We start from the raw sequence: 24522 nt of genomic DNA, 5'->3' as shown, positions 1-24522 counted from the left end.
ATCCTTTATCGATTTGTTTTATTGTAACGCATAAAATAGAAGCCAGCAGCAGCAATATTATAAGTTTTCATAAGAGGAGCGATTCGGTATGGGACAAACGGCAAGCGCGGCGAAAGCAAAGCCGGTTTCTATGAAGCAGGTCAATATTCAGGATGATTTCTGGAATTATTATATCCGTCTCGTCAGAGACGTCGTCGTTCCGTACCAGTGGGAAGCGATTAACGACCGTGTCGAAGGTGCCGAGCGCAGCGGCGCCGTAAGCAACTTCAAAATCGCAGCAGGACTGGAGCAGGGCGATTATTACGGATTTGTGTTCCAGGACACTGACGTCGCCAAATGGTTGGAAGCGGTTGCATATTTGCTCGCTGCGAAACGCGACGCCGCGCTGGAGCAGGTGGCGGACGAGATGATCGACGTGATCGGACAAGCGCAGCAGCCGAGCGGCTACCTGAACACCTATTTTACAATCAAGGAGCCGGAAGGCAAATGGACGAATTTGACGGAGTGCCATGAGCTCTACACGGCGGGTCATATGATCGAAGCGGGCGTCGCTTATTATCAGGCGACGGGCAAGCGGAAGCTGCTCGATATCGTATGCCGGATCGCGGACGATATTGCGGTCGTGTTCGGAGACGGGCCGGGCCAAATTGCCGGCTATGACGGCCATCAGGAAATTGAGCTTGCGCTGGTCAAGCTGTATGAAACGACGGGCGAGCGCAAATATTTGGAGCTCAGCCGTTACTTCATCGATAAGCGCGGCCAGCAGCCTAGCTTCTTCGTGGAGGAAGCGGAGCGCAGAGGCTGGACGACGCATTGGAGCAAAAACAAAATTCATATCGATCCGGAATATTTCCAGGTCCATAAGCCGGTAAGGGAGCAGGAGGCGGCGGTCGGCCATGCGGTCCGCGTCGTGTATATGCTGGCCGGGATGGCCGACGTGGCGCGCGAGACGGGAGACCGGTCGCTGCTGGAGGCCTGCCGCAGGCTGTGGGACAACATCGCTTCCAAGCAAATGTACATTACGGGCGGCATCGGGTCGATGGCGCACGGCGAAGCTTTCTCGTTCGATTACGATTTGCCGAACGACACGGTGTACTCGGAAACGTGCGCATCGATCGGACTGATCTTCTTCGCTCACCGCATGCTGCAGCTCGAGCCGAACAGCCGTTATGCGGATGTCATGGAGCGTGCGCTTTACAATACGGTCATCGCGGGCATGTCGCGCGACGGCAGACATTTCTTCTACGTCAACCCGCTTGAGGTGACGCCTGACGTATGCGAAGGACGCAACAAAAACTTCAATCACGTGAAGCCGGTGCGCCAGGAATGGTTCGGCTGCGCCTGCTGCCCTCCGAACATCGCGAGGCTGCTGGCGTCGCTCGGCGAGTATGTGTACTCCGTAAAGGAGAATACGGTCTATTCGCATCTGTATATCGGAGGTCAAGTCGAGCTTGAGCTCGGCGAAACGAAGCTTACGCTGAATCAGCAATCCGGCCTGCCTTGGGAAGGGAAAGTCCGCTTTGAGGTGGCGCTGCAGCATTCTGCGAAGTTCGCGCTGGCGCTCCGCCTGCCGGATTGGTCCTCGAAGCAGGAAGTGCTCGTAAACGGCCAAGCGTACGACATTTCCGGCAAAATCGCGGACGGCTACGCGATGATCGAAAGGGAATGGGCGACGGGCGATGTGGTGGAGCTCGTGCTTGAAATGCCGGTCATGCGCGTCAGAAGCCATCCGCTCGTCAAGCAAAATGCGGGCAAGGTCGCGCTGCAGCGCGGACCGCTCGTCTATTGCGTCGAGGAGGCGGATAACGGCGCTCAGCTGCAGGAGCTTATTTTGCCGCAGGATTCGAAGCTCGAAGTAAGTGCCGACGACAGCCTTGCAGGCGGGCTGAAGGTCATCACCGCCGAAGCGCTGCGCCTCGACACGGAGCAATGGGGCACGCAGCTGTACCGTACGGACGCAGATGTCAAGCTGAAGCCGGCGGCCGCAACCTTCATTCCATATTACGCTTGGGCGAACCGCGGCAAAGGCGAAATGGCGGTATGGGTGAAGGAGCGCGTTTAAGGAAGTCAGCCGGAAAATGAAAATGAGGATAACCAGTAGCTGCATATCTATATAAATGAGGTGATTATTTTTCGCAAAGGAGACCGCCATGAATCTGCTGAAAAAAATAATCGGCCGAACGCTGCTGTGCGCGCTCTTGATCCTATTCATTGCTCCGGCGCTTCTGTTTTCCGTGTTGGTGATAGAATTGGCGGAGTCTGCGGAGACGGGCGCCGTCATGCTCGGATCGCTTCTGGTCCTTGTGATCGCCCTCATGCTGTACGATTTGACCCGCCCTTCGGCCCCGTCGCGCAGAAAAGCGCCGCCGTCGCTGCAGGATATTTACCGGGAGCTCGGCTCCCTGGATCCGGATGCGGATCTGGCACGCCAGGCGACGCGCGGGAACCGGAAAAAATATTGAATATTTTCGACAGTCCTTAGCCATAACAGGCGAAGGGCTGTTTTTTTTTCTGAAAGAATGGTACTGTTTAGGTTCGTAAATGTGTGTTATGATTATAAACGAACAATATCAAACCTATTAGGAGGTTTTACCCCAATGGAAGTGCGTCACACAACTAACCCTACGGATGTAAAGCAATATACGACTGAACGCCTGCGCAGCGAGTTTTTGATCGAAAGCCTGTTCGTGCAGGATCAATTGAAAATGACATATACACATTATGACCGTATGGTAGTCGGCGGAGCGTTCCCGGTTAACGAAACGCTTGAGCTTGAAGCGGCGGCTACGCTCAAAACCGAATATTTTCTGGAGCGCCGCGAGATCGGCTTCCTGAATATCGGCGGCCCGGCCCAAATTTCCGTTGACGGAGAAGTTTACGAGCTGAACAAGCTGGACGTGCTGTACGTCGGCAAAGGCAAGCGTCAAGTGCAGGTGTCGAGCCCGGATAAAACGAACCCGGCGAAGCTGTACTTCTGCTCCGCGCTGGCGCACAAAGAAATCGCAACCCGCAAAATGACGATGGAAGAAGCGAACCCGACGCATCTTGGCTCCCAAGAAACGTCCAACGAACGCATTCTTTACAAATATATCCACGCAGACGGCATTCAAAGCTGCCAGCTGATGCTCGGCGTAACAAGCCTGCAAACGGGAAGCGTATGGAATACGATGCCTTCTCATGTGCATGACCGCCGCATGGAAGCTTACCTGTATTTCGATATGAACGCCGATACCCGCATTTTCCATATGATGGGCGAGCCTTCGGAAACAAGACATCTGGTCGTTGCGAACGAGCAGGCGATCATTTCGCCTCCTTGGTCGATCCATTCCGGCGTCGGCACAAGCAACTACACGTTCTGCTGGTCGATGGCAGGCGAGAACTATACGTTTACGGACATGGACGCGGTACCTGCCAGCGAGCTAAAATAGATTCATTCGCTACGGGAGGTGCACCATGCTTGCTGCAGAGAGGCATCGCAAGATTATAGAAAAACTAGAGCAGCTTGGCGCGGTCAAAGTATCGGAGCTTAGCGAGCAGTTCCAGGTCACCGAGAAGACCGTCCGGGAGGACCTGGAGAAGCTGGAGGAGAAGGGGCTGCTGAAGCGGACGCACGGCGGGGCGGTGCTCGAGCAGGGCGGCGAAGACAGCCTGTTCCCGCTGCAGTTTCCGAACAGCAAGCATCAGCAGGAGAAGGAAGCGATCGCTTCTCTTGCGCTTACCTGCATCGAACCGAATGATATCATTGCGCTGGACGCGGGCAGCACGACGCTGGAAATGGCCCGGAGGCTGCCGAACATTCCTGTGACGGTGCTGACGAACGACTTGCTGATTATCCGGGAGCTGACCGCCAAGGACCAGGTCCGGCTGGTCGTCCCCGGCGGCTATCGCCATAACAATCTGCTCATCGGCGCCGAGTCGCATGACTGGATCAAAAAGCTGAATGTCCACAAGCTGTTCCTGTCTACGACCGGTGTGCATCTGGAGTACGGCCTGACGATTTTTACCGAAGAGCTGACGAAGCTAAAGAAACTGTATATGGAAAATGCCAAGACGGTTTACTGCTTGGCTGATCGCAGCAAGTTCGACAAAGGCGCCTTGATCACCTATGCCGGCCTGGAAGAGATCGACATCATCATTACGGATGAGGGGATCGAAGACGAGGTGGCCGCCAAGTACGAGGCGCACGGCTTGCGGATGATGAAAGCGGCGCTGCCGGGCAATGGCAAGAAAGCGAAGGGGAAGGTGTAAAGATCATGAGTTTGTTTGATTTGACAGGGAAGGTCGCGATCGTGACCGGCGCGGGAAGAGGTCTTGGCGAAGCGATTGCGCTTGGCCTTGCGAAGGCCGGAGCCGACGTGGCATTCGTAACGAACCGTACGCCGGCCGACAAAGGCGCGGAGGCTGCTCGCGCGCTAGGCCGCAAAGCGATTACCATTCAAGCCGACGTAGGCGACCGCTCCAAGCTGGCCGGCATTATCGAACGCACGGCGGACGAGCTTGGCCGCATCGATATTCTGGTGAACAACGCGGGCATTATCCGCAGAACGCCGGCAGTCGATCACAGCTATGAGGATTGGCAGGAAGTGCTTGACGTGAACCTGAACTCCGTATTCGTGCTTAGCCAGCTGGCAGGCCGGTACATGATCGAGCAGGGCTCCGGCAAAATCATCAACATCGCTTCGATGCTTTCCTACCAGGGCGGCATCAACGTACCGGGCTACACGTCCAGCAAACACGCGGTTGCAGGCCTTACGAAAGCACTTGCGAGCGAATGGGCAAGCAAGGGCCTTCAGGTCAACGCGATTGCGCCGGGCTACATGAGCACGGACAACACGGAAGCGCTCCGTGAGGATCCGGTCCGCAGCACGCAAATTTTGCAGCGTATTCCGGCAGGACGCTGGGGCTCCTCCGAGGATCTCGTAGGTCCAGCGGTATTCCTGGCTTCCGCAGCGTCGGATTACATGAACGGACATGTGCTTGCCGTCGACGGCGGCTGGCTCGTCCGATAGGATTTGGCTTAAATCGGGCTGTTTCCTGTGCGGCATATGCTGCATGGGAGACGGCCTTTTCGCGTCTCACTTGCTCATCCATTGCACTCTGCCCCGTAAGGTCCGCTTGAGTCGCGCCTAACCTAACTGGATTTAATGCAGTTATTTTTTAAACATGCTCTTCTTTTTAGAAAATAACTGTATTTGCTCCCTATAAATCGGCTAATCATGTTCAGATGTGAGGTTTCGCGTAGATTTACATACATGGAATCCAGTTATTTTGCTAAGAAGAGGGATTAAGCTGAAATAAATACATCGATTCCAGTTATTTTGCTAAGAAGGAGAAACAGGCTAGTCAGAGTAGCGCATTTAGAGGATACAGCGGAAGGCGTAAAAGGGGCGGAAGGATTGTTTTTAATGCTATAATACACCAAAATAGAACGGAGGAAAGTATCATGAGAACATTTGAATTATCTACGAGTGCAAGAGACCAGATGGCCGAGGTTACGCATCTGGTACGTGGTGCCGTCCGCGAGAGCGGAGTGAAGGACGGATTCGCAATCGTCTATTGTCCCCATACGACGGCAGGCATGGCCATTAACGAAAATGCGGACCCCGACGTCGTACGCGACGTGCTGCGCCGCCTGGATGAAATTTATCCCTGGCATCACAGAGAAGACCGCCATGCCGAAGGCAACACCGCGGCGCATTTGAAAGCCATTACGACCGGCTCGAGCCAGACGGTGCTGATCGCAGGCGGAAACCTCGTTCTCGGCACGTGGCAGGGTATCTATTTCTGCGAGTTCGACGGGCCGCGGTCGCGTCGATTCTATGTAAAGATTGTGGAAGACCGCTGCTGATCCGGCAATAAATACGAAAAAACGAGTGGCAGAGGCTTCGCTAACTTTGTTGACGGTTAGCGAGCTCTGCCACTCGTTCTTTTAGTTTAGAACAACGATACATAGTTCACGGCCCGCTGACGAAGCACATACTCTTCGGTATCCGCCGCTGCCGGAGCGGTTTCGGCGGAAAGCGTTGTGACTTGCTGGATGGCTGCGGCTAACAGATCTAATGCGCGGCCTTCCTGATCGAACTTGTCATATTGGAAATCATGGAGCAACGGGAGGCTGACGCTCCTAATGAAGGAGACAAGCAGATCACTGCAGCGTTCGAGATCCATCATCTCATCGGCTTCGTCAATAAACATTTCGCTCCAGCCAAACCCTAAATCCGAAGTCAAACGAAGACAGATCCGGTATCCGGCGGAATCGATGGCCAGCGCGGGAATGACGAAAAGCTCGATGCGGGTGATGGTAATTGAGGAGGAGTGTTCGGTGGATTGGGGCACGTGCTGTGAAGATTGGCAAAACATAAAAAAACCTCTCCTTTGGTCGCTTACGAGGTTAGCTGTCGGATTCGGGCTAGAGAGAAAGCCCTACCGGGGGCACAAATCCCCGGATTCACCCCTTGCGTACCGGCATTCGTCACGGACGCGTTGGTTCCCCCGCTTTTTCTTGCGAAAAATTAAGCGTTAATGGTTTCATTAATATTTTAAACCTGCAGCGCAACTTTGTAAACCATTCATTGCTTATGCTTGCTTGCATCTTATGCGGCTAAATCCAAAAGAATGCCGGCCGCAGCATGAAACCGCGTGCCGGCATTCTGAAAGCTGTCATTCAGTGAGGGGCATCGGGCTTGATCCAATCTTGCGACCAGGCTTGAATTTCCCGGATGATAGGCTCGAGCGCGCGCCCTTTCTCGGTTAACGAATATTCGATCCGGACCGGTATCTCGGGGTAGACGTGGCGGTCTACGATGCCCTCGGTCTCCAGATCCTTGAAGCGCTCCGAGAGCAGCCTGCCGCTGATCGGCAGCGCGGACTGCACGGCGCAGAAGCGCTGCGGGCCGGATAACAGCTGGTATATGATTAGGCCGGTCCAACGTTTGCTTATAATGTCCATTCCCTTCTGGAAACGGGGACAAAGGTTTGACTGATCCATCGGTATCACCTCTTTTTGCTTCTTTTAAGTATACCTCCAATATCTTATTTATACAAGCACACTAAGTTGTTGTTAATTACTTGACTAACACAAGTTATAAAATTATAATTAGTTACAAATAGTAAGTGATTTGGAGGGCAACACTCATGAATCCTTTATTTCTGGCGCACGGATCTCCGATGCTGGCCATTGAACAAAACGAATACAGCCGGTTTTTGCAGCAAACCGGAGCTTCTATAAAGCCTGACGCGATCGTGATTTTTACGGCTCACTGGGAGACGGATACGGTCACGATATCTTCGAAGGATGACGAATACGAAACGATTTACGATTTTTACGGGTTTCCGGATGAGCTTTATCAAGTCAAATACCCGGCCAAAGGCTCAACGGAGGTGGCCGCGCTGGTCGGCAGACTGCTGGAGGACGGCGGTTTTCCCGTTCAGTTCGACCGGTACCGCGGATTGGATCACGGCTCCTGGACGATGCTGAAGCATATGTTCCCGAAGGCGGACGTGCCTGTCGTGCAGGTATCGGTGAATCCCTTCCGGTCCCCGGAGGAGCAATACCGGATTGGAGAGGCTCTTCGGAGCTTAAGCGGCCGGAACATTCTGGTCATCGGCAGCGGCGTAACCGTCCATAATTTGCGCGCGGTGAAGTGGGGCCAGCGGGAGCCGGAGCAATGGGCGGTCGAGTTCGACGATTGGCTGATCGAGAAAATGAATGCCCATGACACCAAATCCTTATTTGACTATGAACGGCTTGCTCCACATGCTAAAATGGCAGTACCGCGCGCGGAGCATTTTGTTCCGTTATATATCGCGCTCGGAAGCGGAGACCCTTCGAAGATGCCGCAAATCATTCACCGCAGCTATCAGTTCGGAACGTTAAGCAATCTGTCGCTGCGATTCTAATCCAATCAATCGAAGAAGGTGCGCCGCTATGATTAAATCAAGCATTGAAGCCATTATTAAGGATAAAATAACAAAAACGCAAAATGGCAGCGAAGACATTTACGTTGTCGGACCCGTCAAGCTGCCCGTCGAATTGGACGGCGAGACGAAAATTTTCGCGTGGTACAGCTGGCTGAGGAAAGAAGCGGGCAAGGAGCTGGCGGCAGCCGAGCTGGTCGAGGAGCTGAACCGGGTCCATTACGCGGACCATCAGCAATCGAGCGTGCTCGTGTACGGCGATTTTGCTCATAACCCCGACGCGCTTATCCGGATGCACAGCATTTGCCATACGGGCGACATTTTCGGAAGCGCCAGGTGCGACTGCGGCTTCCAGCTGAAGCAATCGATGCGGATTATTGCCGAGCACGGCTCGGGAGCTCTGTTTTATTTGGCAAATCACGAAGGGCGCGGTATCGGCCTCTTCAGCAAAGCGATCGCTTATTTGCTGCAGGAGGAAGGGCTCGACACGGTCGACGCGAATCTGGAGCTCGGCTTTGCCGACGACTCCCGCGATTACAGCGACGCAATAGCCGTGCTGGGTCTGCTGCGCAAGCTGCCGGTATCGATCATCACGAACAATCCGCGTAAAGTGGAAGCGATGCGCAAGGCCGGCATGAGCGTCTCCGGCAGAGTGCCTCTTTGGGGCAATGCCTCCGCTTATAACGAGAAGTATCTCCAGACGAAGATCAGCCGTTCCGGACACTTTGCAGGGGAGCCGCAAAAGATCGTAAAATAGCGGATGCGGAAGGCTCCAGATTCAGCCATTTATCGACAAAAACATTTTGCGTTCCTCCTCCTTTTCAAGTAAAATGAGAAAAACTGAACTCATGTTCACATCAAAGGAGTACTACGCATGCAATCAAAAACGAGCCATTGCAAAATTGTTGACTGCACGGTCCGCGACGGCGGTCTCGTCAATAACTGGGATTTTAGCGTGGAGTTCGTTCAGCACTTGTATCAAAGCCTGAACGAAGCCGGCGTCGATTATATGGAAATCGGCTATAAAAACTCGCCAAAGCTTCTGAAGGGCGCGGAAAGCGCCGGCCCTTGGCGTTTTCTGAACGATGACTTTCTTAGAAAAGTCATTCCGAACAAAGGCAACACGAAGCTGTCCGCGCTTGTTGACGTGGGCCGCGTAGACGAGAGCGACATTTTGCCGCGTAGCGAAAGCATGCTCGACCTGATCCGCGTTGCCTGCTACGTTCAGGACGTGGATAAGGCGCTTGAGCTCGTTCAAGTATTCCATGACCGCGGCTACGAAACGACGCTTAACATTATGGCGCTGTCCAACGTGATGGAGAACCAGCTGATCGAAGCGTTCCAGCTGATCAATGAAAGCGTCGTAGACGTCGTGTACATCGTGGATTCATACGGCAGCCTGAAGCCGAACGACATGAGCTACCTGGTCGATAAGTTCAAGAAGCACCTTCCGAACAAGCGGCTTGGCGTTCATGCGCACAACAATCTGCAGCTTGCTTTCGCGAACACGCTTCTGGCGGCCGAGAACGGCGTAGAGCTGCTTGACTCTTCCGTATACGGCATGGGCCGCGCGGCAGGCAACTGCAATACCGAGCTGCTCGTCGCCGAGCTTCAGAATACGAAGTACAGCATCCGTCCGGTCCTCGACATGATCGAGAAATTTATGATTCCTCTTCGCGAGAGAGAAGAGTGGGGTTATATTATCCCTTACATGATTACCGGCATTTTGGACGAGCATCCGCGTTCCGCTATGGCGCTCCGCGACTCCGCCGACAAGGACAAGGGCGTAGAGTTTTACGACCGCTTGACGACACCGGAAGTCGCTCACAGCAAATAAGAAGTAAAAAGCAGCTCCGACGGGCCTGAACCAGGTTTTGTCGGAGCTGCTTTTTAATGATTATAAGTCTACTGCGCAAGCAGCTCTCCGTCGCCGCGGATCGCCGCAGCCTGATGCGGTTCGTTGGGATGCAGGTAGCCTGTTCCCCGGAAAGCTTGGCCGCTGTCCGCGACGGCTGTAAGCTGCACACGGATATCCTCGCTTTGCCCGAACCATGCTAACAGCTCGCGGTCCGCGACTCCGTTGATGTCGACGTACCACAGCCGGTCCCCGTAATCCGAGACGATAACAAGCGCCGCTGACGTAAAGGACAGAGCCTTCGTCTGCTGCTGAAACGAAATTTCGATCGCGATAAGGTCAAAGGTTTCCAAAGGTGAAGTCCTCCTATGTATGAACCATGCCGCCGTCCTGCCCCGGAACTTGCCGCATGTCTGAAACCGATTGTAATCTTTGCGGAGCATTTATGCAACATTTGTAAGGCGCCCCACGTCAGTGTAGCAAATACAAATAAAAAGGGGTTGAAAGGATGAAGGAGGGTCTTTCATTCAAAGGGTCGGGCCGCGCAGGGAAAGGCGTCAGTATTACTTTCGCGGTTTTTTTGGCGTTGGCGCTGCTGCTTGGCGCATGCTCCGGGGCGGCGGGAAACGACGCTTCGGAAAGCGCCGACAGCGGTAATGCGGGCGATCGGACATCCGAGGGGGCCTCGAATGGAGAAGTTTCGAATGAAGTTGACCGCGCCCCTTCGGGCGGCGAGCCTGAAAGAGAGAAAGAAGAAGGCAAGCGGCGCTACCCGAATCAAGGACAAGAGGCGCAAGCCGGCCAGTTGACGGCCGGGGAATGGGACGATTTGGCGGCGTGGGAAAGCTTCGGCAATTTGCTGAATACCCAGGAAGGAGACGACAGCAAGAGGGTCTGGCAATTTGATCCGTTTCAAAAGCTGGAGGTCGTCGTAACGGCTAACGGCAGGGCCGTAACGGATGCCGAGGTGCTGCTGATGTCTGGGAAGGATACGGCTTGGAAGGCGCGTACGAATACGGAAGGCCGGGCTTATGTGTATGCGGGCATGTTCAGGGAGTCGGCGAATCAAGGGGCTTATACGGTTCAAGTTCGCTCGGGCCAGGAAAGCAAAACGACGCAGCCGCTTAGCATCCCGCAGCAGGGAACGGTCAAGGTTGATTTGGGCAAGGCAGCTGCTATTTCAATGCAGGTTGACCTGATGTTCGTCGTCGATACGACCGGCTCGATGGAGGATGAGCTCAACTATTTGGAAGCGGAGCTGAAGGATGTGGTGAAGCGGGTGTCGGACGAACAGGCTGATCAGCTGGGGATGCGGGTCAGCGCGAATTTTTACCGGGACCGGCATGATGAGTACATTGTGAAGCCTTATCCGTTCACGGCGGACGTGAATAAGGTCATCGACCAGTTCAGCAAGCAGGAAGCGCAGGGGGGCGGCGATTACCCGGAGGCCGTCGATCAGGCGCTGCGCGATGCGATTCATGAGCACGATTGGAGCAAGGAAGCACGGGCGCGGCTTCTGTTTCTCGTTCTCGATGCGCCGCCGCACGACGATCCTCAGGTTATCGACGAGATTCATCAGCTGACGGAGGATGCCGCCGCCAAAGGCATCCGGATCATACCGGTCGCCTCGAGCGGAGTGAGCGTCGATACGGAGTATATGCTCCGGTTCATGTCCGCGGCAACCGGCGGAACCTATTTGTTCCTGACCGACGACAGCGGCATCGGAGGCGACCATCTCGAGCCCGCCGCCGGCGAATACGAGGTGAAGCTGCTTAATGACCTGCTCGTCGAGGTCATTAACCGGTACGTACAGCCGTAATGATGGTGTTCGGCCGGTAACGGGAGGCTGGACAGGCACAGCCGGATGAATTTTCAATGGCCGTGGAACTGTAATTTTTACAAATTTAATGTGTTTTACGTGATTTTGTGACCTGGGATCCGTTATTTGCTGCTTAAGCCTTCTAAATCAGGCCGATTTGGAGCAAGTAACGGATCTGCAGTCCGGTTTTGCCTTATTTTGAGCCAAATGGAGCAAATAACGGATCGCGAGTCCGGCAGGCTGCTTAGCAAGTCCGCGTAACTCAACCGAATCGGACGAACGGGTCAGGCACAGGCACAGCAGAAGGGGGGTACTCGCACTCCGCTACATTTTCTCAGGGGATTCCAGCCCGATCAGATGCATACCGCTGCGCAGAACCGTCTGTGTGACGCTCACCAGTGCGAGCCGGGCTTCGCGGGCTTGCTCATCCTGAACAAGGATAGGGCAATGATGGTAAAAGCGGTTAAAGGCTTGCGCGAGTCCGATCAAGTACCGGCTGATGACGGACGGCTCCAGCTTGTTCAGCGCCCACTCGACATGCTCTCCGAACATCGACAGCTCCTTAAGCAGGGAGAAGGCGGCCTCATGATTCAGATGCGTCAGGACCAGCCCTTCCCGCGATGCGGCGGCTTCCGCGCCTGCTTTTGTGAGCACGCTGGAAGCGCGCGCATGAGTGTACTGCAAATACGGGCCGGTTTCCCCTTCGAAGTTCAAGGCTTCATCCCAGGAGAAGTCGATGTCTTTGATCCGGTTCGCGTGCAAATCGTTGAAAATAACGGCGCCGACGCCGACCTGCCTAGCGACCTCGTCCACATTTTCCATCTCCGGATTTCTCGCTTCGATGATCGCTTTTGTTTTTGCGATCGATTGCTGCAGAACCGCTTCCAGCTTGACGATATTGCCTTTGCGGGTGGAAAGGCTCGCTCCTTCCATGCTCACGCGGCCGAATGCAACATGGGCAAGCTCGCTTGACCATTCGCAGCCGAGCAGCTCGACTACCTTGAACCACTGCTGGAAATGGAGGTTTTGCGCATAATCGGTCACGTAGACCGCCTTGTCGAAGCCGTACGTTTCCTTCCTGTACAGCGCGGCGGTAATGTCGCGCGTATGGTAGAGGGAGCTGCCGTCTTTTTTCAGGATGAGGGCGGGCGGCATGTCATAGGCGTCCAGCCTGACGAGCCAGGCTCCCTCGTCTTCCTCGAGGAGGTTTTTGGCTTTCAATTGGTCCACGACGGCGCTCATCTTATCGTTATAGAAGCTTTCGCCGGCGAACGAGTCGAATCGTACGCCGAGCAGCTCGTAAATCCGCATGAACTCCTTCAAGCTGATGTCTACGAACCACCTCCACAGGCGTAAAGCCTCTTCATCGCCTTGCTCCATCTTCGCAAACCAGGCCCGCGCCTCGTCCTCGAGCGAAGGATTCCGGTCGGCTTCGTCGTGGAATTTGACGTACAGACGCAGCAGTTCGTCGATCCCGCCATCATTTACACTGTCGGGATTGCCCCAGCTTTGGTAGGCGACGATCAGCTTCCCGAACTGCGTGCCCCAGTCGCCCAGATGGTTGATGCCGACGCAGGAATAACCCTGGAACGAGAAAATCCGGTACAGCGAGTGTCCGATCACCGTCGACCTGAGGTGGGCAACGTGGAACGGCTTCGCGATGTTCGGCGACGAGTAGTCGATGACGACCGTTTTGCCGGCTCCGGTATTTTTCGAGCCGTACCGGTCCCTTTGCTCCAGAATGTCGCGGATTACGCCGCCCGCGAACACTTCCTTATCCAGGTGAAAATTGAGGTAGCCGGCAGCCGAATCGATTTTATCGACGGCATCCAGCTTGAGGCGCTGCTTAAAGTCGTCGGCGATGGCCGCAGGCGATTTGCGGAGCGTTCTGCTGAGCTTAAAGCATGGCAGCGACAAATCCCCCATTTCAGGATTCGGGGGATATTCGAACCAACCCGCTATTTCTTCTGCCGTCACGCTGTCTATCAGCTGCGAAATTTGTCCGGCTATAAGCGTTTTGTACGTTTGCATGGCGGTGCACTCTCCTTCGGATTGGTGATGGACGGCAGAACGCAAAAAGCCCCCGTCTCAAATAAGAGACGGGAGCTGGCGCTTCCCGCGGTGCCACTCTAAGTGTCAAACGAATCGTCTAACCTCTCGATTACTGATAACGGTCAGTGACCGGGTTTGCTTAGCTTGCTTCAAGCCGTTCGGCAAACCGTTTCCCGGGCCCGTTTCCTTCATGAGCTACGTACCGGCTTCCACCAACCCGGCTCGCTGAGACTGTTCTCCATGAAGTACTGTTCCGTTCATAAACGTTATGATATGTGATTTGATCGTACGATACCATAATATTGCCGTACTGGCAAGTCTCTACAGCCGGATCTGCTGCTAGTAAAGCTTACCCTGCCGGTACAGCGCGGCGGAAAGCTTCATGACGGCGTGGATGTAGCAGTGCTGGCGGAGAGGGCGGGGGTCTCCGAAGAAGGCGGGCAAAATGGCATTCAGCGTTTTTTGCATTTTGTCGTACAGCATGCTGTAAATGTGCTCCTCGGTGAAAAATTGCGTTTCCCGGCCCTGCAGCCACTCGAAATAAGAGACGATAACGCCGCCGGCATTGGCCAAAATGTCGGGGATCACGATCGTCCCCCGTTCCGCAAGCGCAGCGTCCGCCTCGCCGGTGACGGGAGCATTCGCGCCTTCAACGATAATGCGCGCCTTCACCCTGCCGACGTTGTCCTTGCGCACCTGCTCCTCCAAAGCGGCAAGGATAAGCACGTCGACATCCAAATAAAGCACATCCTCCCGCCCTAATAGCTGCGCCTTCGGATCGAGCTCGGCCAGCGCCGCCTCGGTCGCCGGCAGGTCGCCCTGATGCCGGGCCGCATAATCGGCTAAGGCCGGCACCGGCAGCCCGTCGGGATTATAGAGGGTAACGCTGCGGTCGCTGACTGCGACCACTTTATTATGCAAATACGTGCATTTGTAAGCCTCCAATGCAGCTACGGAACCGACATTTCCGAAGCCCTGCACGGCGACCGATAACGGACGGTCCGCATGTGCGAGCGCCGTCCGGACGAATGGATTCGTGCTGCCGGACAGCCAGCCGCTTTGCCCTTTCAAGAAGTCATGGAGCATATGGCGGAAGGTGAAATACACGCCTTTGCCCGTAGCTTCTCGGCGTCCGAGGGAGCCGCCGTTCAAAATGCTTTTGCCGGTGAAGCTGCCAAGGTACGGGTGGCCGGGATGAATGCTTTTGTATTCGGACATCATCCAGTCCATTTCGCGCTCTCCGGTTCCCATGTCTGGCGCCGGAATATCTTTGTCGGGTCCTAGCACGTCGGAGAAATACTGCACGTATTTTTTACAGATGAGATACAGCTCTTTCGCTGAATAGGTGCGCGGGTTGATGACGACTCCGCCTTTTCCGCCGCCGAAGGGCACCTCGTGAAGGGCGTTTTTCAGCGTCATGAGCGCAGCCAGATTCGTCACCTCCTCCTCGTTCACCGATTCGTGGAAGCGGATGCCGCCTTTGTAAGGCCCGAGCGTGTCGTTATGCTGGATACGGTAAGCGGGAATGCGGACGACGTTGCCGCTGTCGAGGGTGATGCGCAGAAACGCTTTATGTACTTTGTTCGGGGTGGAAAGAATGGCGGCAAGCGACAGAAAAGCCTGCTCCCGCGCCTGATCCTGCAAGTTAGGAAGAAAAGCCGCATCTCCCATTAGAGCTTGCAGGGACTGCTGAACGATGGAGCCGGTTTGACTGGCCATAACGGAACGACCTCCTCATGCTTATGGTAAATGACTTACCTAACTTTACCATATGTTTCCCGCCAGACCAAAAATGCCCCTGTACCGATCCGGCCAAAACGCCGTTACCGTACAGGGGCTTAAGGTGCAATCTTATTCTGCTGAAGAAGCCTAAGTCAATTTAAGAAGAACGGAGCTGTGCGGTGCAAGCGTGAAGGATAGCCCGTCCAGCAGGCCGAGATCCTCGCGCTTCCAGAGATCGCGTGCCTGAGGAACGGTGCTTAGTCCCAGCTGCTCCAAAGAAACGGCGACCGTATCCTCCGCTTCGCCGGCATTGAACAAGGCGACGTACAGGGCGCCGTCTTCGCCGTTTGACGTCCATACGATGCGCTCTCCGTCGCGGAATAGCTGCCGGGCGCCTCGTCCGCTGCGGTGCAGCTCCAGCACCTCTTCATTCGTCAGCAGCGACAGCGTCCATTCGTCATTGTCTCGCAGCTCGCCGCCGAACATGAGCGGCGAACGGAAAATCGCCCACAGCGACATCATCGTTACCTGCTCGTCGCGCGTAAATCTTGTCCAGCGGTCGCTGGCGCCGCCGTCGACCGAGCGGATGCCGATATGACCGAGCGGCAGCATATCGCAATCCGGCCATGCGCCTTCCGTCACATAAGGAGCCCATTTTTCGCAGCGCTCGAACATGCCGTGCAGCAGATGCCAGATGTCCCAATAGTCGTCGGTCATCCGCCACATGTTCGCCAGGCCCGCGAGCTCCTCGGCGCGCTCGAGCGGTGCGGGGCCGGGAGACAGGCTGAGCACCATCGGTCTGCCGCAGCTTTCGATTGCGTTGCGGATTAACTCGATTTCCGGCAAGTGAATGCCGTACAGCCGCGATGCCGCGATATCGTCCACCTTGACGAAGTCCACGCCCCAGGAAGCGTACAGCTCGAACAAAGAGTTGTAATATTGCTGCGCGCCGTCCTTGGAGGCGTCGACACCGTACATATCCGTATTCCATGGGCAGATGGAATTCGTATGGGCGATGGAGCGCGCCGTTGCGTCGGTTCCGGCGATTTTGGTATCGGCGTGGACGGCCTGGCGCGGAATTCCCCTCATAATATGAATGCCGAACTTCAGCCCAAGACTGTGCACGTAATCGGCAAGCGGCTTAAAGCCTTGCCCTCCTGCGGCGGACGGGAACCGGCCGGCGTCGGGAATCAGGCGCGAGTATTCGTCCATCTCAAGAGGAACGAACGGCCGGTATTGCGAGGAACGGGCGCCTGGCTCGTACCACTGGATGTCGACAACGACATAATCCCAGCCGAATTTCTTCAAATGCTCGGCCATATACTCCGCGTTGCCTCGGACTTCTTCCTCCCTTACGGCGGCGCCGTAGCAGTCCCAGCTGTTCCAGCCGAGCGGAGGTGTTGCCGCATACTGGTGATGCTTCTTCACGTTAGTCATTCGATTTCGTCCTCTCTCATCTTTATATTGCTCTTCTGCAATTATCGTAAAACGGGAAGGGACCGTATGACTAGCACAATATGTTGCGAATACATGTAAAATATTGCTCATTTCCACTAACGTTAATCGATATGCAGCCGTTCGATCGAGGGCAGCCCCTTTGCCAGCCGGAAGTCGCCGGGAGGGAAGCCTACCCTGGCGCGGAACACCTTGCTGAAATAGCTTCCGCTCGCGTATCCGACCCTGGCGGCGATCTCCTCGACGGACAACGTCGTAAACCGAAGCAGCTCCGCCGCTTTTTCGATCCGGAGCTTTGTCACATAATCCATCGGAGAGAGTCCTGTCGCCGCCGTAAACATTCTTGTAAAATAATATTTGGACAACGATACGGAGCCCGCAATGTCGTCCAGGCTTTGAATACGGCCGTATTCCGCTTCCATAAATGCGGCGGCCTGCCTGACCGGCTGCGGCCAGTTCGCGCGCTCCTGCTGCGGCGCTGTCCCCGCAGCCATCAATTCCATCATAAGCTGATAGATCATCGACGAAGCTTGATAGCTGTTGTGAATCCGGTTTGATCTGGCCTCCAGAAATAAGCGCTGCAGGCACAGCACGGCGCCGCCGGCGGGCTCCAGGAACGGGGTGTCGCCGACGGCCCCGATCAGCTCGCCCCACAGCCGCTCCAGATGCCGCTTCCGGAACAACGCGAAATAGAAGGTCCAGTGATCGCTTTCTTCCGGCAGGCAATAATGGTGGTCTCCGGGTATTTCCGCGAGAAACGCCCTGCCGGCACGCATGTCGTGCACGTTCGGCCCGTTCCGGAAGCGGCCTTGGCCGGATACGGTATACTGCACAAGATATAAAGGACCGTCGATCCGTTTCATCCCGTCCCAGTAATAATCGGGCTTCGTCTCCCTCTGATAGCCCGTCGCGAACAGCTGGAAGATGGGAAGCTCGGGAGGATCCTGAAAGCGGTAGCCGTATACGCCGTAAGGATGCTGCGTAACCATGCGTTGAATTGCTCCCTTCGCAGAAAGTGCGGGTTGTATCTGTATAGATAATAAGAAAGGACGGTTTGCTCATGAAACCGATATGGGTTTTTATATACGGCACGCTGCTTCCCGGAGAATGCAACCACCATGTGGTGTCCGGCCGAATGGAAGCGGGCCCGCCGGGCCAAATAGCCGGCAGGCTGGTCGACTGCGGCGAGTATCCCGCGGCCGTTCGCGATCCGGTTTCCCGGGAACGCAATTGTATTATACGCGGACTATGGATCGCCGTCGATAGAGAGACGCTTGCCGCCATGGATGAGCTCGAAGAGTTCGGAGGGATCGAGGAGAGCAACGATTACGAGCGCGTTTGGGTGAGGGACGCCGCAGCGGCCAACAGGGCGGGATGGGTTTACGTATGGGCCGGTGACAGGGGATGTCCGGCTATCCCGGGCGGCTATTGGCCGGATTACGGCAAAGGTAAAGGCAACGGCAGCGGCGCCTAATTCTCTTCCTTATCTTCCGAGTAAGCGACCAAGGCAACTTCCGAGCCGTACTGCTCGGTCAATTGCTCCTCCAGCCTGCGGATCGCGTCAAGCGCGTCCGGCTGCCCGTTAAGCTCGGCAAGGCGAAAATCTTTTTTCATATGCAGTCTCCTTTCCTCTTCATGGAAGTACACCGTCTAGATTGTTCTTTAAGCCGGCGCTCTATGCGTATGAGCCGGGGATTGTAGAGGCGGAACCGGTTTGTTCGAAAATAAGATAGGATAAGTTGTTCAATACGCGATGCAATACCGGAATCGATCATCCCGCTTACGGGGATGCAGGGAAAACATACACCATCTGTAACTCATAACAATGGAGCTTACTTGAATAATAACTGATTTTTAGTAGACTATACGTATGACAAAAAATATAAAGCACGCAAGAACATGTGTTTATAACGTCAATTATCACATCGTTTGGTCCGTTAAGTATCGCCAATCGGTACTTTCAGCAGAAATCGAAGCCTATCTGAAAGAACTATTCCAGGAAATTGCTCAAGAAAAAGAATTTGAAGTGGTTATGATGGAGGTGGGCGAAAAGGACCATATTCATGTTTTCGCGTCCGCACATCCAAAAATAGCACCATCCTACATCGTTAAAATGTTAAAAGGTATCTCTGCAAGAAAACTGTTTCAGAAGTTCCCTTACTTGAAAACAAGATTATCGGGCGGGCATCTCTGGAACAGCAGCTTTTTCATTGAAACCATTGGTTCGATCTCCGAACAAGCGATAAAGCAGTACATCGAAAAACAAAAAAAGGAGACGACTGGTGCAGAGAACCTATAAATTTCGATTATATCCGACCAAAGAAGAGCAAGAGAACATTCATTTTGCGCTGGAACGCTGCCGTTTCCTCTACAATCGCTTGCTCGCCGAACGAATCGATGCCTACAAGCAAACAGGTCAAAGCTTGACCTATTACGAACAAAAAGCAACGTTGCCAGAGAGAAAAAAGTACATACCCGAACTTAAAAACGTTCACTCCCAGGTTCATCAAAATGTGGTGGAACGGCTGGATAAGGCGTACCAGGCCTTTTTTCGACGCGTCAAAACTGGCGAAAAAGCAGGCTTCCCGAGATTCAAGCCGGAAAGTCGGTATAACTCCATTACTTACCCGCAAAGCGGGTTTACCATAGAGGGAAAGCATCTTCGCCTTTCCAAGATCGGCGATGTGCGAATCCGACTTCATCGACAGCCGCAAGGCAACATCAAGACCTGTACGATCATGGTCAAGAACGGCAACTATTACGCCTGCTTTTCTTGTGAAGTCGAGAACGTCCCTCTTCCCGCGTCAGAAAAACAGATCGGCATTGATCTTGGCATCTTGAGGCTTGCGGTCACATCAGACGGAGAGCGGATCGGATGGAATGGGCTGGTTCAATTCGTGACGTACAAGGCTGAAAGCGCCGGTCGTCAGGTTGTTCAAGTGAATCCATACCGCACCTCGCAACGCTGCTCGAATTGTGGCGAAATCGTCAAAAAATCACTCGCTGTACGTGTTCATCAATGTTCTTGCGGATACGATGCAGATCGAGATGAAAATGCAGCCACCAACATATTAAAACTAGCTTTGCAAGACATATCGTAGCAAAGACCATTTCAATCAGGCCAGGAACTGGCCTTCAAGGAGGGACGAGGTTGCGAGTCCCGATGATTTGAGAAGCTCGTCAATTCATCGACGAGAGGTTCACTACACTGTAGCTGAACAACTTAAAGGAAGTGACATCGTGCGTAACATTCGAAGCCAGCTTCAAAGCGTCTTATTCGCAGACGGATTCCCCTTATTACGGCACAAATACGACGCAGCCTGCCTGCTTGCGGCGGTTGCTCTGGCGGCGGCCTGCCTGATGCTTCTTCCGGCCGATGCGTCGGCGCAGACGTATGCCGCCGTGAAGGAAGCGGCCGCCTTTGATCCCCATGAGCAGGTCGGCCATCATCAGCATCAGGCCGGCCAGGGTGACGGCGGGGTTACGGCAGCGCAGGCGCTGCTTTTTGCCGTAAGGGCCGCTTATTATATTTTGCTGATACTGGTCTCGGGGCTGATGCTCTGGACAGCCGTTCTTCCCGAGGACAAGGGCGGCAGCGCGCGAAGGCTGGCCGGCGGGTGGGGGCTGCCGGCGATGAGAGCGCTGCTGCTCGTCGTGCTGCTGTACGTTTTTGTACATATGGAGAGCTTGATGCAGGGCTTTGACGGGAACAGGGGCGAGGAATGGCTGCGCTTGCTGGCCGAAACGACGACAGGCCGCTCCTGGCTGGCAACGGGACTGCTGGCCCTGCTTGGGTTTGCCGTACTGCGCTTGCCCGATCCGTTAAAGGCGGTATGGGCCCTGCTGCTGCTCGCGTCCGAAAGCTTTAACGGGCATGTGAACGCTCTTCCGTCCAATACGCTCGCCATCCTGCTCGATTTCATCCATCTGGCCTGCGCCGCCCTATGGGCCGGAGGGATCACGCTGCTTCTGCTCTATTGGCGCACCGAACGCCAAGAAGCGGGCCGGTTTGCCGAACGTTTCGCAGGCATCGCCTGGATCACGATCGTGCTGCTGACCGTGAGCGGCATCGTCATGACGGCGCTTCTGCTGCCCTCCTGGCTTTATTTGATTTATTCGGGCTGGGGCATGCTTCTGCTGGCGAAAGCCGTGCTGCTGCTGCTTGCCGCGGGAACCGGCTTTTTCCTGCACCGCCTTGCGAGACGCGGGGAGCTTCCGAAGGGCAAGCTGCTGAAGCTGGATGGCGTCATCATGACCGCCGTGCTGATCCTTGCGGGATTCTTAACCTATGTAAGCCCGGTCCCTCATACGGAGCCGCTCAACTACCACAAAATGGGGGAAAAGCTGCATTATACGCTGGATATCAATCCGAACGGCCCGGGCCCCAATCAGGTGAAGCTGAAAGTATGGCTTCCCGAGCAGCTTGACTCGCCGGCATCCGTCAGCCTGCTGCTGCGGCCTGCCCGCGACCCGGAGCGCGGCGCCGTCGAGGTGCCGCTGCGCAGCGATCGTGCGGATGAAGATCAGGCTTTCCCTGGCTTCAAACAAACCGATTATAATGCGGATAACGTCGTGCTTGCCTCGCGCGGCGAGTGGACGGCGGAGCTGGTCATTACGGACAAAGCAGGCGGCGTAACGACACAGATGATTCCGTTCCGCAACGACTAAAGCTGAAGGGCGTGATGCCTGCGTGTCTTACAAATGGTTAAAACGGCTGATCCTGTGGATCCCGACGGCGACAATAGGGATGTGGGAATATTTGCGGCATACGCTGCTGCTTCCCGTCATCTCGATGGAGCTCGGCAATTGGCTGGCACCGGTATTCGTATTTCTGGTGACGCTGACGTTACTGCGCGGGCTGTTCGCCAAGCTGGAGCAGATGCAGGAATCGCTGCAGAGCGAGAGGGTTGCGAAGGCGGCCTTTGAGGAACGGGAACAGCTGGCCAGGGAGCTGCACGACGGCATCTCGCAGTCGCTGTTTCTGCTTTCCGTCAAGCTGGACAAGCTCGAGCGGGCCGAATCCGGCGAGGCTGCCAGGCAGACGACGGAGCAAATCCGGCAGACGGTGCGGCGCGTGTACGATGACGTAAGGCAATCCATCTCCAATCTGCACACGGCGCCGCTTCCGCCGGAGCAATCCTGGATGCAGAGCATCCATCATCTGACTGTGGAGATGGAGCAGGTTTCCGGCATTCGGACGACCGTCGACTGGCGGGTTCGGGACGGCATGCTTACTCACAAACAGAAGGTAGAGCTGCTCGCGATTATGCGTGAAGCGCTGATGAACGTGCGGAAACACGCGCAGGCGGGGCATGTCGTCATCCGCGGAACGGGCGGGAGCCAGGGCTTGGCGGCGGACGCCTTCCGCTGCACAATCGAGGATGACGGGATAGGGGCGGAGGAGCGCTTGCTTAAAGGAAGAGGCAAATACGGAGTGAAAATGATGAGGGACCGCGCGGAAGCGATGGGCTGGTCCTTATCCGTGCAGCAGGCGCAGCCCCGGGGAACGGTCGTTGAAATAGCCGGAAGGAGCGGTGCGTAATGGAAGGAAGAGAATCAGGCGTGCGCGTGCTGCTCGTGGACGATCATCCGGATGGCCGGGAAGGCATGCGGGAAATCGTGACGGAGGACGGTTTCTTTGAGGTCGCAGGCGCTGCCGCGAGCGGTGAGGAGGCGATCGAGCTGATGCCGGTCGTCCGGCCCGATCTGGTGCTGATGGATATCAACATGCCCGGCATGGGCGGCCTTGAAGCTACCCGCAGGCTGAAGCAGGAGTGGCCTGCGGTCAAAATCGTCATGGTCACGGTTTCGGATGACATTACTCATTTGTTTGAGGCGATCAGACGCGGGGCACAGGGCTACTTGCTCAAAAATTTGGCGCCGTCCGCCTGGATGGAATATTTACGCGCCGTTGCGCTTGACGAAGCTCCGATGTCCAAGGAGCTTGCCTTCCGCCTGCTCCAGGAGTTCGCGGCAGGCAAGCCGCATTCGGACAAGGCTCCGGCGGGGCCGGCAGGCAGCGGGACGGAGGCGATGACGACGCCGCTGACCGGCCGGGAGAAGGAAGTGCTGGAGCGGGTGGCGACGGGCGCTTCCAACCGGGAAGTGGCTGCAGCTCTGGGCGTATCCGAGCACACCGTCAAAAACCATCTCAAAAATATTTTGCAGAAGCTGCATTTGGATAACCGCGTACAGCTCACGCGTTATGCCTTTGAGCAGGGCTGGATCGACAGGCGGCAGACGTTTGCGCCGGAGAGGTAAGGAGGATTGGAATGGGACATGATCTAAGCGGCATGAAAACGCCGAAGGGATTCGAAATGCTGGAGCGGGTGCGCTCGATTTGCGGGGAGCTGCCCGAGGTGACGGAGCTGATCGACGGCCATGGTCACAATACGTTCAAGGTGAAGGACAAATCGTTTATCCTCAAATTCTAAGAGTTTATAAGTTTCACACTTATATCCGCTTAGAATTCTCCGCGAAACGAAGCTTCGCCGCCAGAGGACGGCGAAGCCGTTTCCGCTTGTGAGCGACAATGGCATTACCTTCAAATCGGATCTTGAAACCCAGGAAATTTTGCTGCAGCATGAACGCTTCTATAAGCCGGCGTATATCGGTCACCGCGGGTGGGTATCGATTCGCGAGCCTGAGGATTGGGAGGAGATGGGGGCGCTGCTGAAGGAAGCCTATTTGCGCGCCGCTCCCAAACGTTTGGCGAAGCAGGTAATGGAGGAAGTAAACTTTACCAGCAACAATCCGTGATCATTTTCGTCTGTAAGTAGAGAGGAGATGATCATGGATGAAACAGCCGATAGTTAAAAAGGGACTTGCTCTATTTCTTGCCGCGATTATGACGGGGTTGCTGCTGACGGGCTGCGGAGCCCGGCAGGAGACTGCAGGGGATAACGGCGCCGTTCGGCCGGAAGTCCGGATCAACGACGCTGCTGATGGCGCTGCTGCCGGGGCAGGGGTCTTCCTTCCCAAATTACAGCTTCCTGAGCAGGAGAATGCTGCCGCCGCCGATATGATCGGGCTTATCGTATACAAAGGAAAAATTTACACGCAGACGGGCAGCCGAATCGCTCCCGGGAAGGCTGCGGACCTGCGCGGGGCAAAGCTCGGCCGCACGAAACCGGCGATCGACGAGTGGAGCAGCCAGGACGATTTCGCGACGGAGTTCGCCTCTTCCGTAGGCGAAAAGGACGTTTACAGCGTAAAAGGCTATGAAAGCGGATTTCGGATCATGACGTACGAGGAATATGAAGGTAAAGTGTATGCGGAGTTTTATGAATGCCTGAACGGCATTCCGGTCACAAGCGGTGCTGACGTATTCTCCAAGCTGAAGCTGGACGGCAATGTTCGTTCAGCCGTCTGGGAGACGCATGACAGCTGGAATTACAATAAGCAGGAGTACAGGGAGCTGCAGGCTGAGGATGCGATCCCCGCATTTCTTGAGGCGCTTTCGGCGGCACAGCCGATCGAGCAGCAGACTTTGCAGGCGACGGGCATTTACGACAACACGGAGCAGAAGATTCTGTACCTGAAGCTGGCTGACGAGACGGTAGTCGGGATTCGCCTGTTCGAGGGCCGATATGTAAGATACCAGAATGCCCACGTCTTCTTTCAGCTGGAGGAAAAGGCGTTTGATGCGTTATGGGACCATATGAAAGAGTAATTTTGTACGGAAAAAAGAGCCGCCGTTGTT

General features: G+C 55.2%; 27 protein-coding genes, 1 riboswitch and 1 other annotated feature. Of the genes, 19 read left to right on the top strand and 8 right to left on the bottom strand.

What is annotated here, in order from left to right; translation table 11 throughout:
- Positions 1–88: 88 nt before the first annotated feature.
- The 6 genes from KP806_RS23855 (at position 89) to KP806_RS23830 (ending at position 5848) form a co-directional block, all read left to right on the top strand.
- A complete protein-coding gene (locus tag KP806_RS23855; protein ID WP_224726262.1) occupies positions 89–2062 on the top strand; it encodes a glycoside hydrolase family 127 protein in 1974 nt (657 codons plus the stop codon).
- An 88-nt stretch (positions 2063–2150) separates the two neighbouring features.
- Positions 2151–2462 carry a hypothetical protein gene (locus KP806_RS23850; protein ID WP_224726261.1) on the top strand — a complete coding sequence of 104 codons (312 nt, stop codon included), beginning with the start codon at positions 2151–2153 and terminating at the stop codon, positions 2460–2462.
- Between the two features lie 135 nt (positions 2463–2597).
- Positions 2598–3428, top strand: coding sequence for a 5-dehydro-4-deoxy-D-glucuronate isomerase (kduI, locus tag KP806_RS23845; protein WP_224726260.1), 831 nt, complete (start codon positions 2598–2600; stop codon positions 3426–3428).
- 25 nt (positions 3429–3453) lie between these two features.
- Positions 3454–4248 carry a DeoR/GlpR family DNA-binding transcription regulator gene (locus KP806_RS23840; protein WP_224726259.1) on the top strand — a complete coding sequence of 265 codons (795 nt, stop codon included), beginning with the start codon at positions 3454–3456 and terminating at the stop codon, positions 4246–4248.
- Between the two features lie 5 nt (positions 4249–4253).
- A complete protein-coding gene (kduD, locus tag KP806_RS23835; RefSeq protein WP_263575860.1) occupies positions 4254–5009 on the top strand; it encodes a 2-dehydro-3-deoxy-D-gluconate 5-dehydrogenase KduD in 756 nt (251 codons plus the stop codon).
- A gap of 434 nt (positions 5010–5443) precedes the next feature.
- On the top strand, positions 5444–5848 hold the full coding sequence (locus KP806_RS23830) for a secondary thiamine-phosphate synthase enzyme YjbQ (protein ID WP_263575859.1): 405 nt from the start codon (positions 5444–5446) through the stop codon (positions 5846–5848).
- A gap of 86 nt (positions 5849–5934) precedes the next feature.
- Here the strand turns inward: KP806_RS23830 and KP806_RS23825 are convergent, their stop codons facing one another.
- Both KP806_RS23825 and KP806_RS23820 read right to left on the bottom strand, forming a co-directional pair.
- Entirely contained in the window at positions 5935–6360 is a 426-nt protein-coding gene (locus KP806_RS23825; protein WP_224726258.1) for a hypothetical protein, read from the bottom strand.
- Positions 6361–6365: 5 nt separating this feature from the next.
- A riboswitch (cyclic di-AMP (ydaO/yuaA leader) is annotated at positions 6366–6529 on the bottom strand.
- Positions 6530–6664: 135 nt separating this feature from the next.
- Positions 6665–6988, bottom strand: coding sequence for a winged helix-turn-helix transcriptional regulator (locus KP806_RS23820; RefSeq protein WP_224726257.1), 324 nt, complete (start codon positions 6986–6988; stop codon positions 6665–6667).
- Positions 6989–7134: 146 nt separating this feature from the next.
- Here KP806_RS23820 and KP806_RS23815 point away from each other — a divergent pair, with 146 nt between their 5' ends.
- The 3 genes from KP806_RS23815 (at position 7135) to KP806_RS23805 (ending at position 9754) form a co-directional block, all read left to right on the top strand.
- Entirely contained in the window at positions 7135–7899 is a 765-nt protein-coding gene (locus KP806_RS23815) for a DODA-type extradiol aromatic ring-opening family dioxygenase (RefSeq protein WP_224726256.1), read from the top strand.
- 28 nt (positions 7900–7927) lie between these two features.
- Positions 7928–8674, top strand: coding sequence for a GTP cyclohydrolase II (locus KP806_RS23810; protein ID WP_224726255.1), 747 nt, complete (start codon positions 7928–7930; stop codon positions 8672–8674).
- Between the two features lie 117 nt (positions 8675–8791).
- Positions 8792–9754: an aldolase catalytic domain-containing protein gene (locus KP806_RS23805; protein ID WP_224726254.1), complete on the top strand. Its 963-nt coding sequence runs from the start codon at positions 8792–8794 to the stop codon at positions 9752–9754.
- A 68-nt stretch (positions 9755–9822) separates the two neighbouring features.
- On the opposite strand, the gene KP806_RS23800 is transcribed toward KP806_RS23805, so the two are convergent.
- The gene (locus KP806_RS23800; RefSeq protein ID WP_224726253.1) at positions 9823–10125 is read right to left on the bottom strand and encodes a hypothetical protein; all 303 of its coding nucleotides are present in this window, start codon (positions 10123–10125) and stop codon (positions 9823–9825) included.
- Between the two features lie 155 nt (positions 10126–10280).
- Here KP806_RS23800 and KP806_RS23795 point away from each other — a divergent pair, with 155 nt between their 5' ends.
- Entirely contained in the window at positions 10281–11591 is a 1311-nt protein-coding gene (locus tag KP806_RS23795; RefSeq protein ID WP_224726252.1) for a vWA domain-containing protein, read from the top strand.
- A gap of 324 nt (positions 11592–11915) precedes the next feature.
- Here KP806_RS23795 and argS read toward each other — a convergent pair whose 3' ends face one another.
- From argS to KP806_RS23775, 4 genes are all read right to left on the bottom strand, one after another.
- Positions 11916–13622: an arginine--tRNA ligase gene (argS, locus tag KP806_RS23790; protein ID WP_224726251.1), complete on the bottom strand. Its 1707-nt coding sequence runs from the start codon at positions 13620–13622 to the stop codon at positions 11916–11918.
- 61 nt (positions 13623–13683) lie between these two features.
- Positions 13684–13913: a binding site (T-box leader), on the bottom strand.
- Between the two features lie 69 nt (positions 13914–13982).
- Positions 13983–15362 carry a Glu/Leu/Phe/Val family dehydrogenase gene (locus tag KP806_RS23785; protein WP_224726250.1) on the bottom strand — a complete coding sequence of 460 codons (1380 nt, stop codon included), beginning with the start codon at positions 15360–15362 and terminating at the stop codon, positions 13983–13985.
- A gap of 150 nt (positions 15363–15512) precedes the next feature.
- Entirely contained in the window at positions 15513–16802 is a 1290-nt protein-coding gene (locus tag KP806_RS23780; protein ID WP_224726249.1) for a glycoside hydrolase family 27 protein, read from the bottom strand.
- Between the two features lie 122 nt (positions 16803–16924).
- Positions 16925–17809 carry an AraC family transcriptional regulator gene (locus KP806_RS23775; protein WP_224726248.1) on the bottom strand — a complete coding sequence of 295 codons (885 nt, stop codon included), beginning with the start codon at positions 17807–17809 and terminating at the stop codon, positions 16925–16927.
- Positions 17810–17880: 71 nt separating this feature from the next.
- Between KP806_RS23775 and KP806_RS23770 the strand changes: the two genes are divergently transcribed.
- Positions 17881–18294, top strand: a complete 414-nt coding sequence (locus KP806_RS23770) for a gamma-glutamylcyclotransferase family protein (protein WP_224726247.1) — start codon at positions 17881–17883, stop codon at positions 18292–18294.
- Here the strand turns inward: KP806_RS23770 and KP806_RS23765 are convergent.
- Positions 18291–18434, bottom strand: a complete 144-nt coding sequence (locus KP806_RS23765) for a hypothetical protein (protein ID WP_224726246.1) — start codon at positions 18432–18434, stop codon at positions 18291–18293. The two genes, KP806_RS23770 and KP806_RS23765, sit on opposite strands and share 4 nt — an antisense overlap.
- Before the next feature lie 256 nt (positions 18435–18690).
- Between KP806_RS23765 and tnpA the strand changes: the two genes are divergently transcribed.
- From tnpA to KP806_RS23725, 8 genes are all read left to right on the top strand, one after another.
- Positions 18691–19119 carry an IS200/IS605 family transposase gene (gene tnpA, locus KP806_RS23760; RefSeq protein WP_224726245.1) on the top strand — a complete coding sequence of 143 codons (429 nt, stop codon included), beginning with the start codon at positions 18691–18693 and terminating at the stop codon, positions 19117–19119.
- A complete protein-coding gene (locus KP806_RS23755) occupies positions 19103–19921 on the top strand; it encodes an RNA-guided endonuclease InsQ/TnpB family protein (protein ID WP_224726244.1) in 819 nt (272 codons plus the stop codon). Before tnpA ends, KP806_RS23755 begins: the two co-directional genes overlap by 17 nt.
- A 139-nt stretch (positions 19922–20060) precedes the next feature.
- Complete coding sequence (locus KP806_RS23750) at positions 20061–21488, top strand: copper resistance D family protein (protein WP_224726243.1); 1428 nt, start codon at positions 20061–20063, stop codon at positions 21486–21488.
- A gap of 22 nt (positions 21489–21510) precedes the next feature.
- A complete protein-coding gene (locus KP806_RS23745) occupies positions 21511–22362 on the top strand; it encodes a sensor histidine kinase (protein WP_224726242.1) in 852 nt (283 codons plus the stop codon).
- Positions 22362–23081, top strand: a complete 720-nt coding sequence (locus KP806_RS23740) for a response regulator (RefSeq protein ID WP_224726241.1) — start codon at positions 22362–22364, stop codon at positions 23079–23081. The genes KP806_RS23745 and KP806_RS23740 overlap by 1 nt, the downstream gene beginning before the upstream one ends.
- A gap of 11 nt (positions 23082–23092) precedes the next feature.
- Positions 23093–23254 (top strand): hypothetical protein, encoded by a 162-nt coding sequence (locus KP806_RS23735; protein ID WP_224726240.1) that lies wholly within the window; start codon positions 23093–23095, stop codon positions 23252–23254.
- Positions 23255–23342: 88 nt separating this feature from the next.
- Complete coding sequence (locus KP806_RS23730) at positions 23343–23579, top strand: MmcQ/YjbR family DNA-binding protein (RefSeq protein ID WP_224726239.1); 237 nt, start codon at positions 23343–23345, stop codon at positions 23577–23579.
- 37 nt (positions 23580–23616) lie between these two features.
- Entirely contained in the window at positions 23617–24492 is an 876-nt protein-coding gene (locus tag KP806_RS23725) for a hypothetical protein (protein WP_224726238.1), read from the top strand.
- Positions 24493–24522 lie beyond the last annotated feature (30 nt).

Source organism: Paenibacillus vietnamensis, assembly GCF_020169515.1.
In the GTDB taxonomy this organism is placed as follows: domain Bacteria; phylum Bacillota; class Bacilli; order Paenibacillales; family Paenibacillaceae; genus Pristimantibacillus; species Pristimantibacillus vietnamensis.
This window is presented reverse-complemented; position numbering and strand designations above follow the sequence as displayed.

Excerpts from the sequence above, each read along its gene's own strand:
- KP806_RS23740 (WP_224726241.1), top strand. The coding sequence starts at position 22,362 with ATGGAAGGAAGAGAATCAGGCGTGCGCGTGCTGCTCGTGGACGATCAT.
- tnpA (WP_224726245.1), top strand. The coding sequence starts at position 18,691 with ATGACAAAAAATATAAAGCACGCAAGAACATGTGTTTATAACGTCAAT.
- KP806_RS23805 (WP_224726254.1), top strand. The coding sequence starts at position 8,792 with ATGCAATCAAAAACGAGCCATTGCAAAATTGTTGACTGCACGGTCCGC.
- KP806_RS23785 (WP_224726250.1), bottom strand. The coding sequence starts at position 15,362 with ATGGCCAGTCAAACCGGCTCCATCGTTCAGCAGTCCCTGCAAGCTCTA.
- KP806_RS23795 (WP_224726252.1), top strand. The coding sequence starts at position 10,281 with ATGAAGGAGGGTCTTTCATTCAAAGGGTCGGGCCGCGCAGGGAAAGGC.
- KP806_RS23725 (WP_224726238.1), top strand. The coding sequence starts at position 23,617 with ATGAAACAGCCGATAGTTAAAAAGGGACTTGCTCTATTTCTTGCCGCG.
- KP806_RS23840 (WP_224726259.1), top strand. The coding sequence starts at position 3,454 with ATGCTTGCTGCAGAGAGGCATCGCAAGATTATAGAAAAACTAGAGCAG.
- KP806_RS23775 (WP_224726248.1), bottom strand. The coding sequence starts at position 17,809 with ATGGTTACGCAGCATCCTTACGGCGTATACGGCTACCGCTTTCAGGAT.
- KP806_RS23735 (WP_224726240.1), top strand. The coding sequence starts at position 23,093 with ATGGGACATGATCTAAGCGGCATGAAAACGCCGAAGGGATTCGAAATG.
- KP806_RS23770 (WP_224726247.1), top strand. The coding sequence starts at position 17,881 with ATGAAACCGATATGGGTTTTTATATACGGCACGCTGCTTCCCGGAGAA.
- KP806_RS23850 (WP_224726261.1), top strand. The coding sequence starts at position 2,151 with ATGAATCTGCTGAAAAAAATAATCGGCCGAACGCTGCTGTGCGCGCTC.
- KP806_RS23830 (WP_263575859.1), top strand. The coding sequence starts at position 5,444 with ATGAGAACATTTGAATTATCTACGAGTGCAAGAGACCAGATGGCCGAG.
- KP806_RS23820 (WP_224726257.1), bottom strand. The coding sequence starts at position 6,988 with ATGGATCAGTCAAACCTTTGTCCCCGTTTCCAGAAGGGAATGGACATT.
- KP806_RS23855 (WP_224726262.1), top strand. The coding sequence starts at position 89 with ATGGGACAAACGGCAAGCGCGGCGAAAGCAAAGCCGGTTTCTATGAAG.
- KP806_RS23810 (WP_224726255.1), top strand. The coding sequence starts at position 7,928 with ATGATTAAATCAAGCATTGAAGCCATTATTAAGGATAAAATAACAAAA.
- argS (WP_224726251.1), bottom strand. The coding sequence starts at position 13,622 with ATGCAAACGTACAAAACGCTTATAGCCGGACAAATTTCGCAGCTGATA.
- kduD (WP_263575860.1), top strand. The coding sequence starts at position 4,254 with ATGAGTTTGTTTGATTTGACAGGGAAGGTCGCGATCGTGACCGGCGCG.
- KP806_RS23825 (WP_224726258.1), bottom strand. The coding sequence starts at position 6,360 with ATGTTTTGCCAATCTTCACAGCACGTGCCCCAATCCACCGAACACTCC.
- KP806_RS23815 (WP_224726256.1), top strand. The coding sequence starts at position 7,135 with ATGAATCCTTTATTTCTGGCGCACGGATCTCCGATGCTGGCCATTGAA.
- KP806_RS23780 (WP_224726249.1), bottom strand. The coding sequence starts at position 16,802 with ATGACTAACGTGAAGAAGCATCACCAGTATGCGGCAACACCTCCGCTC.
- kduI (WP_224726260.1), top strand. The coding sequence starts at position 2,598 with ATGGAAGTGCGTCACACAACTAACCCTACGGATGTAAAGCAATATACG.
- KP806_RS23765 (WP_224726246.1), bottom strand. The coding sequence starts at position 18,434 with ATGAAAAAAGATTTTCGCCTTGCCGAGCTTAACGGGCAGCCGGACGCG.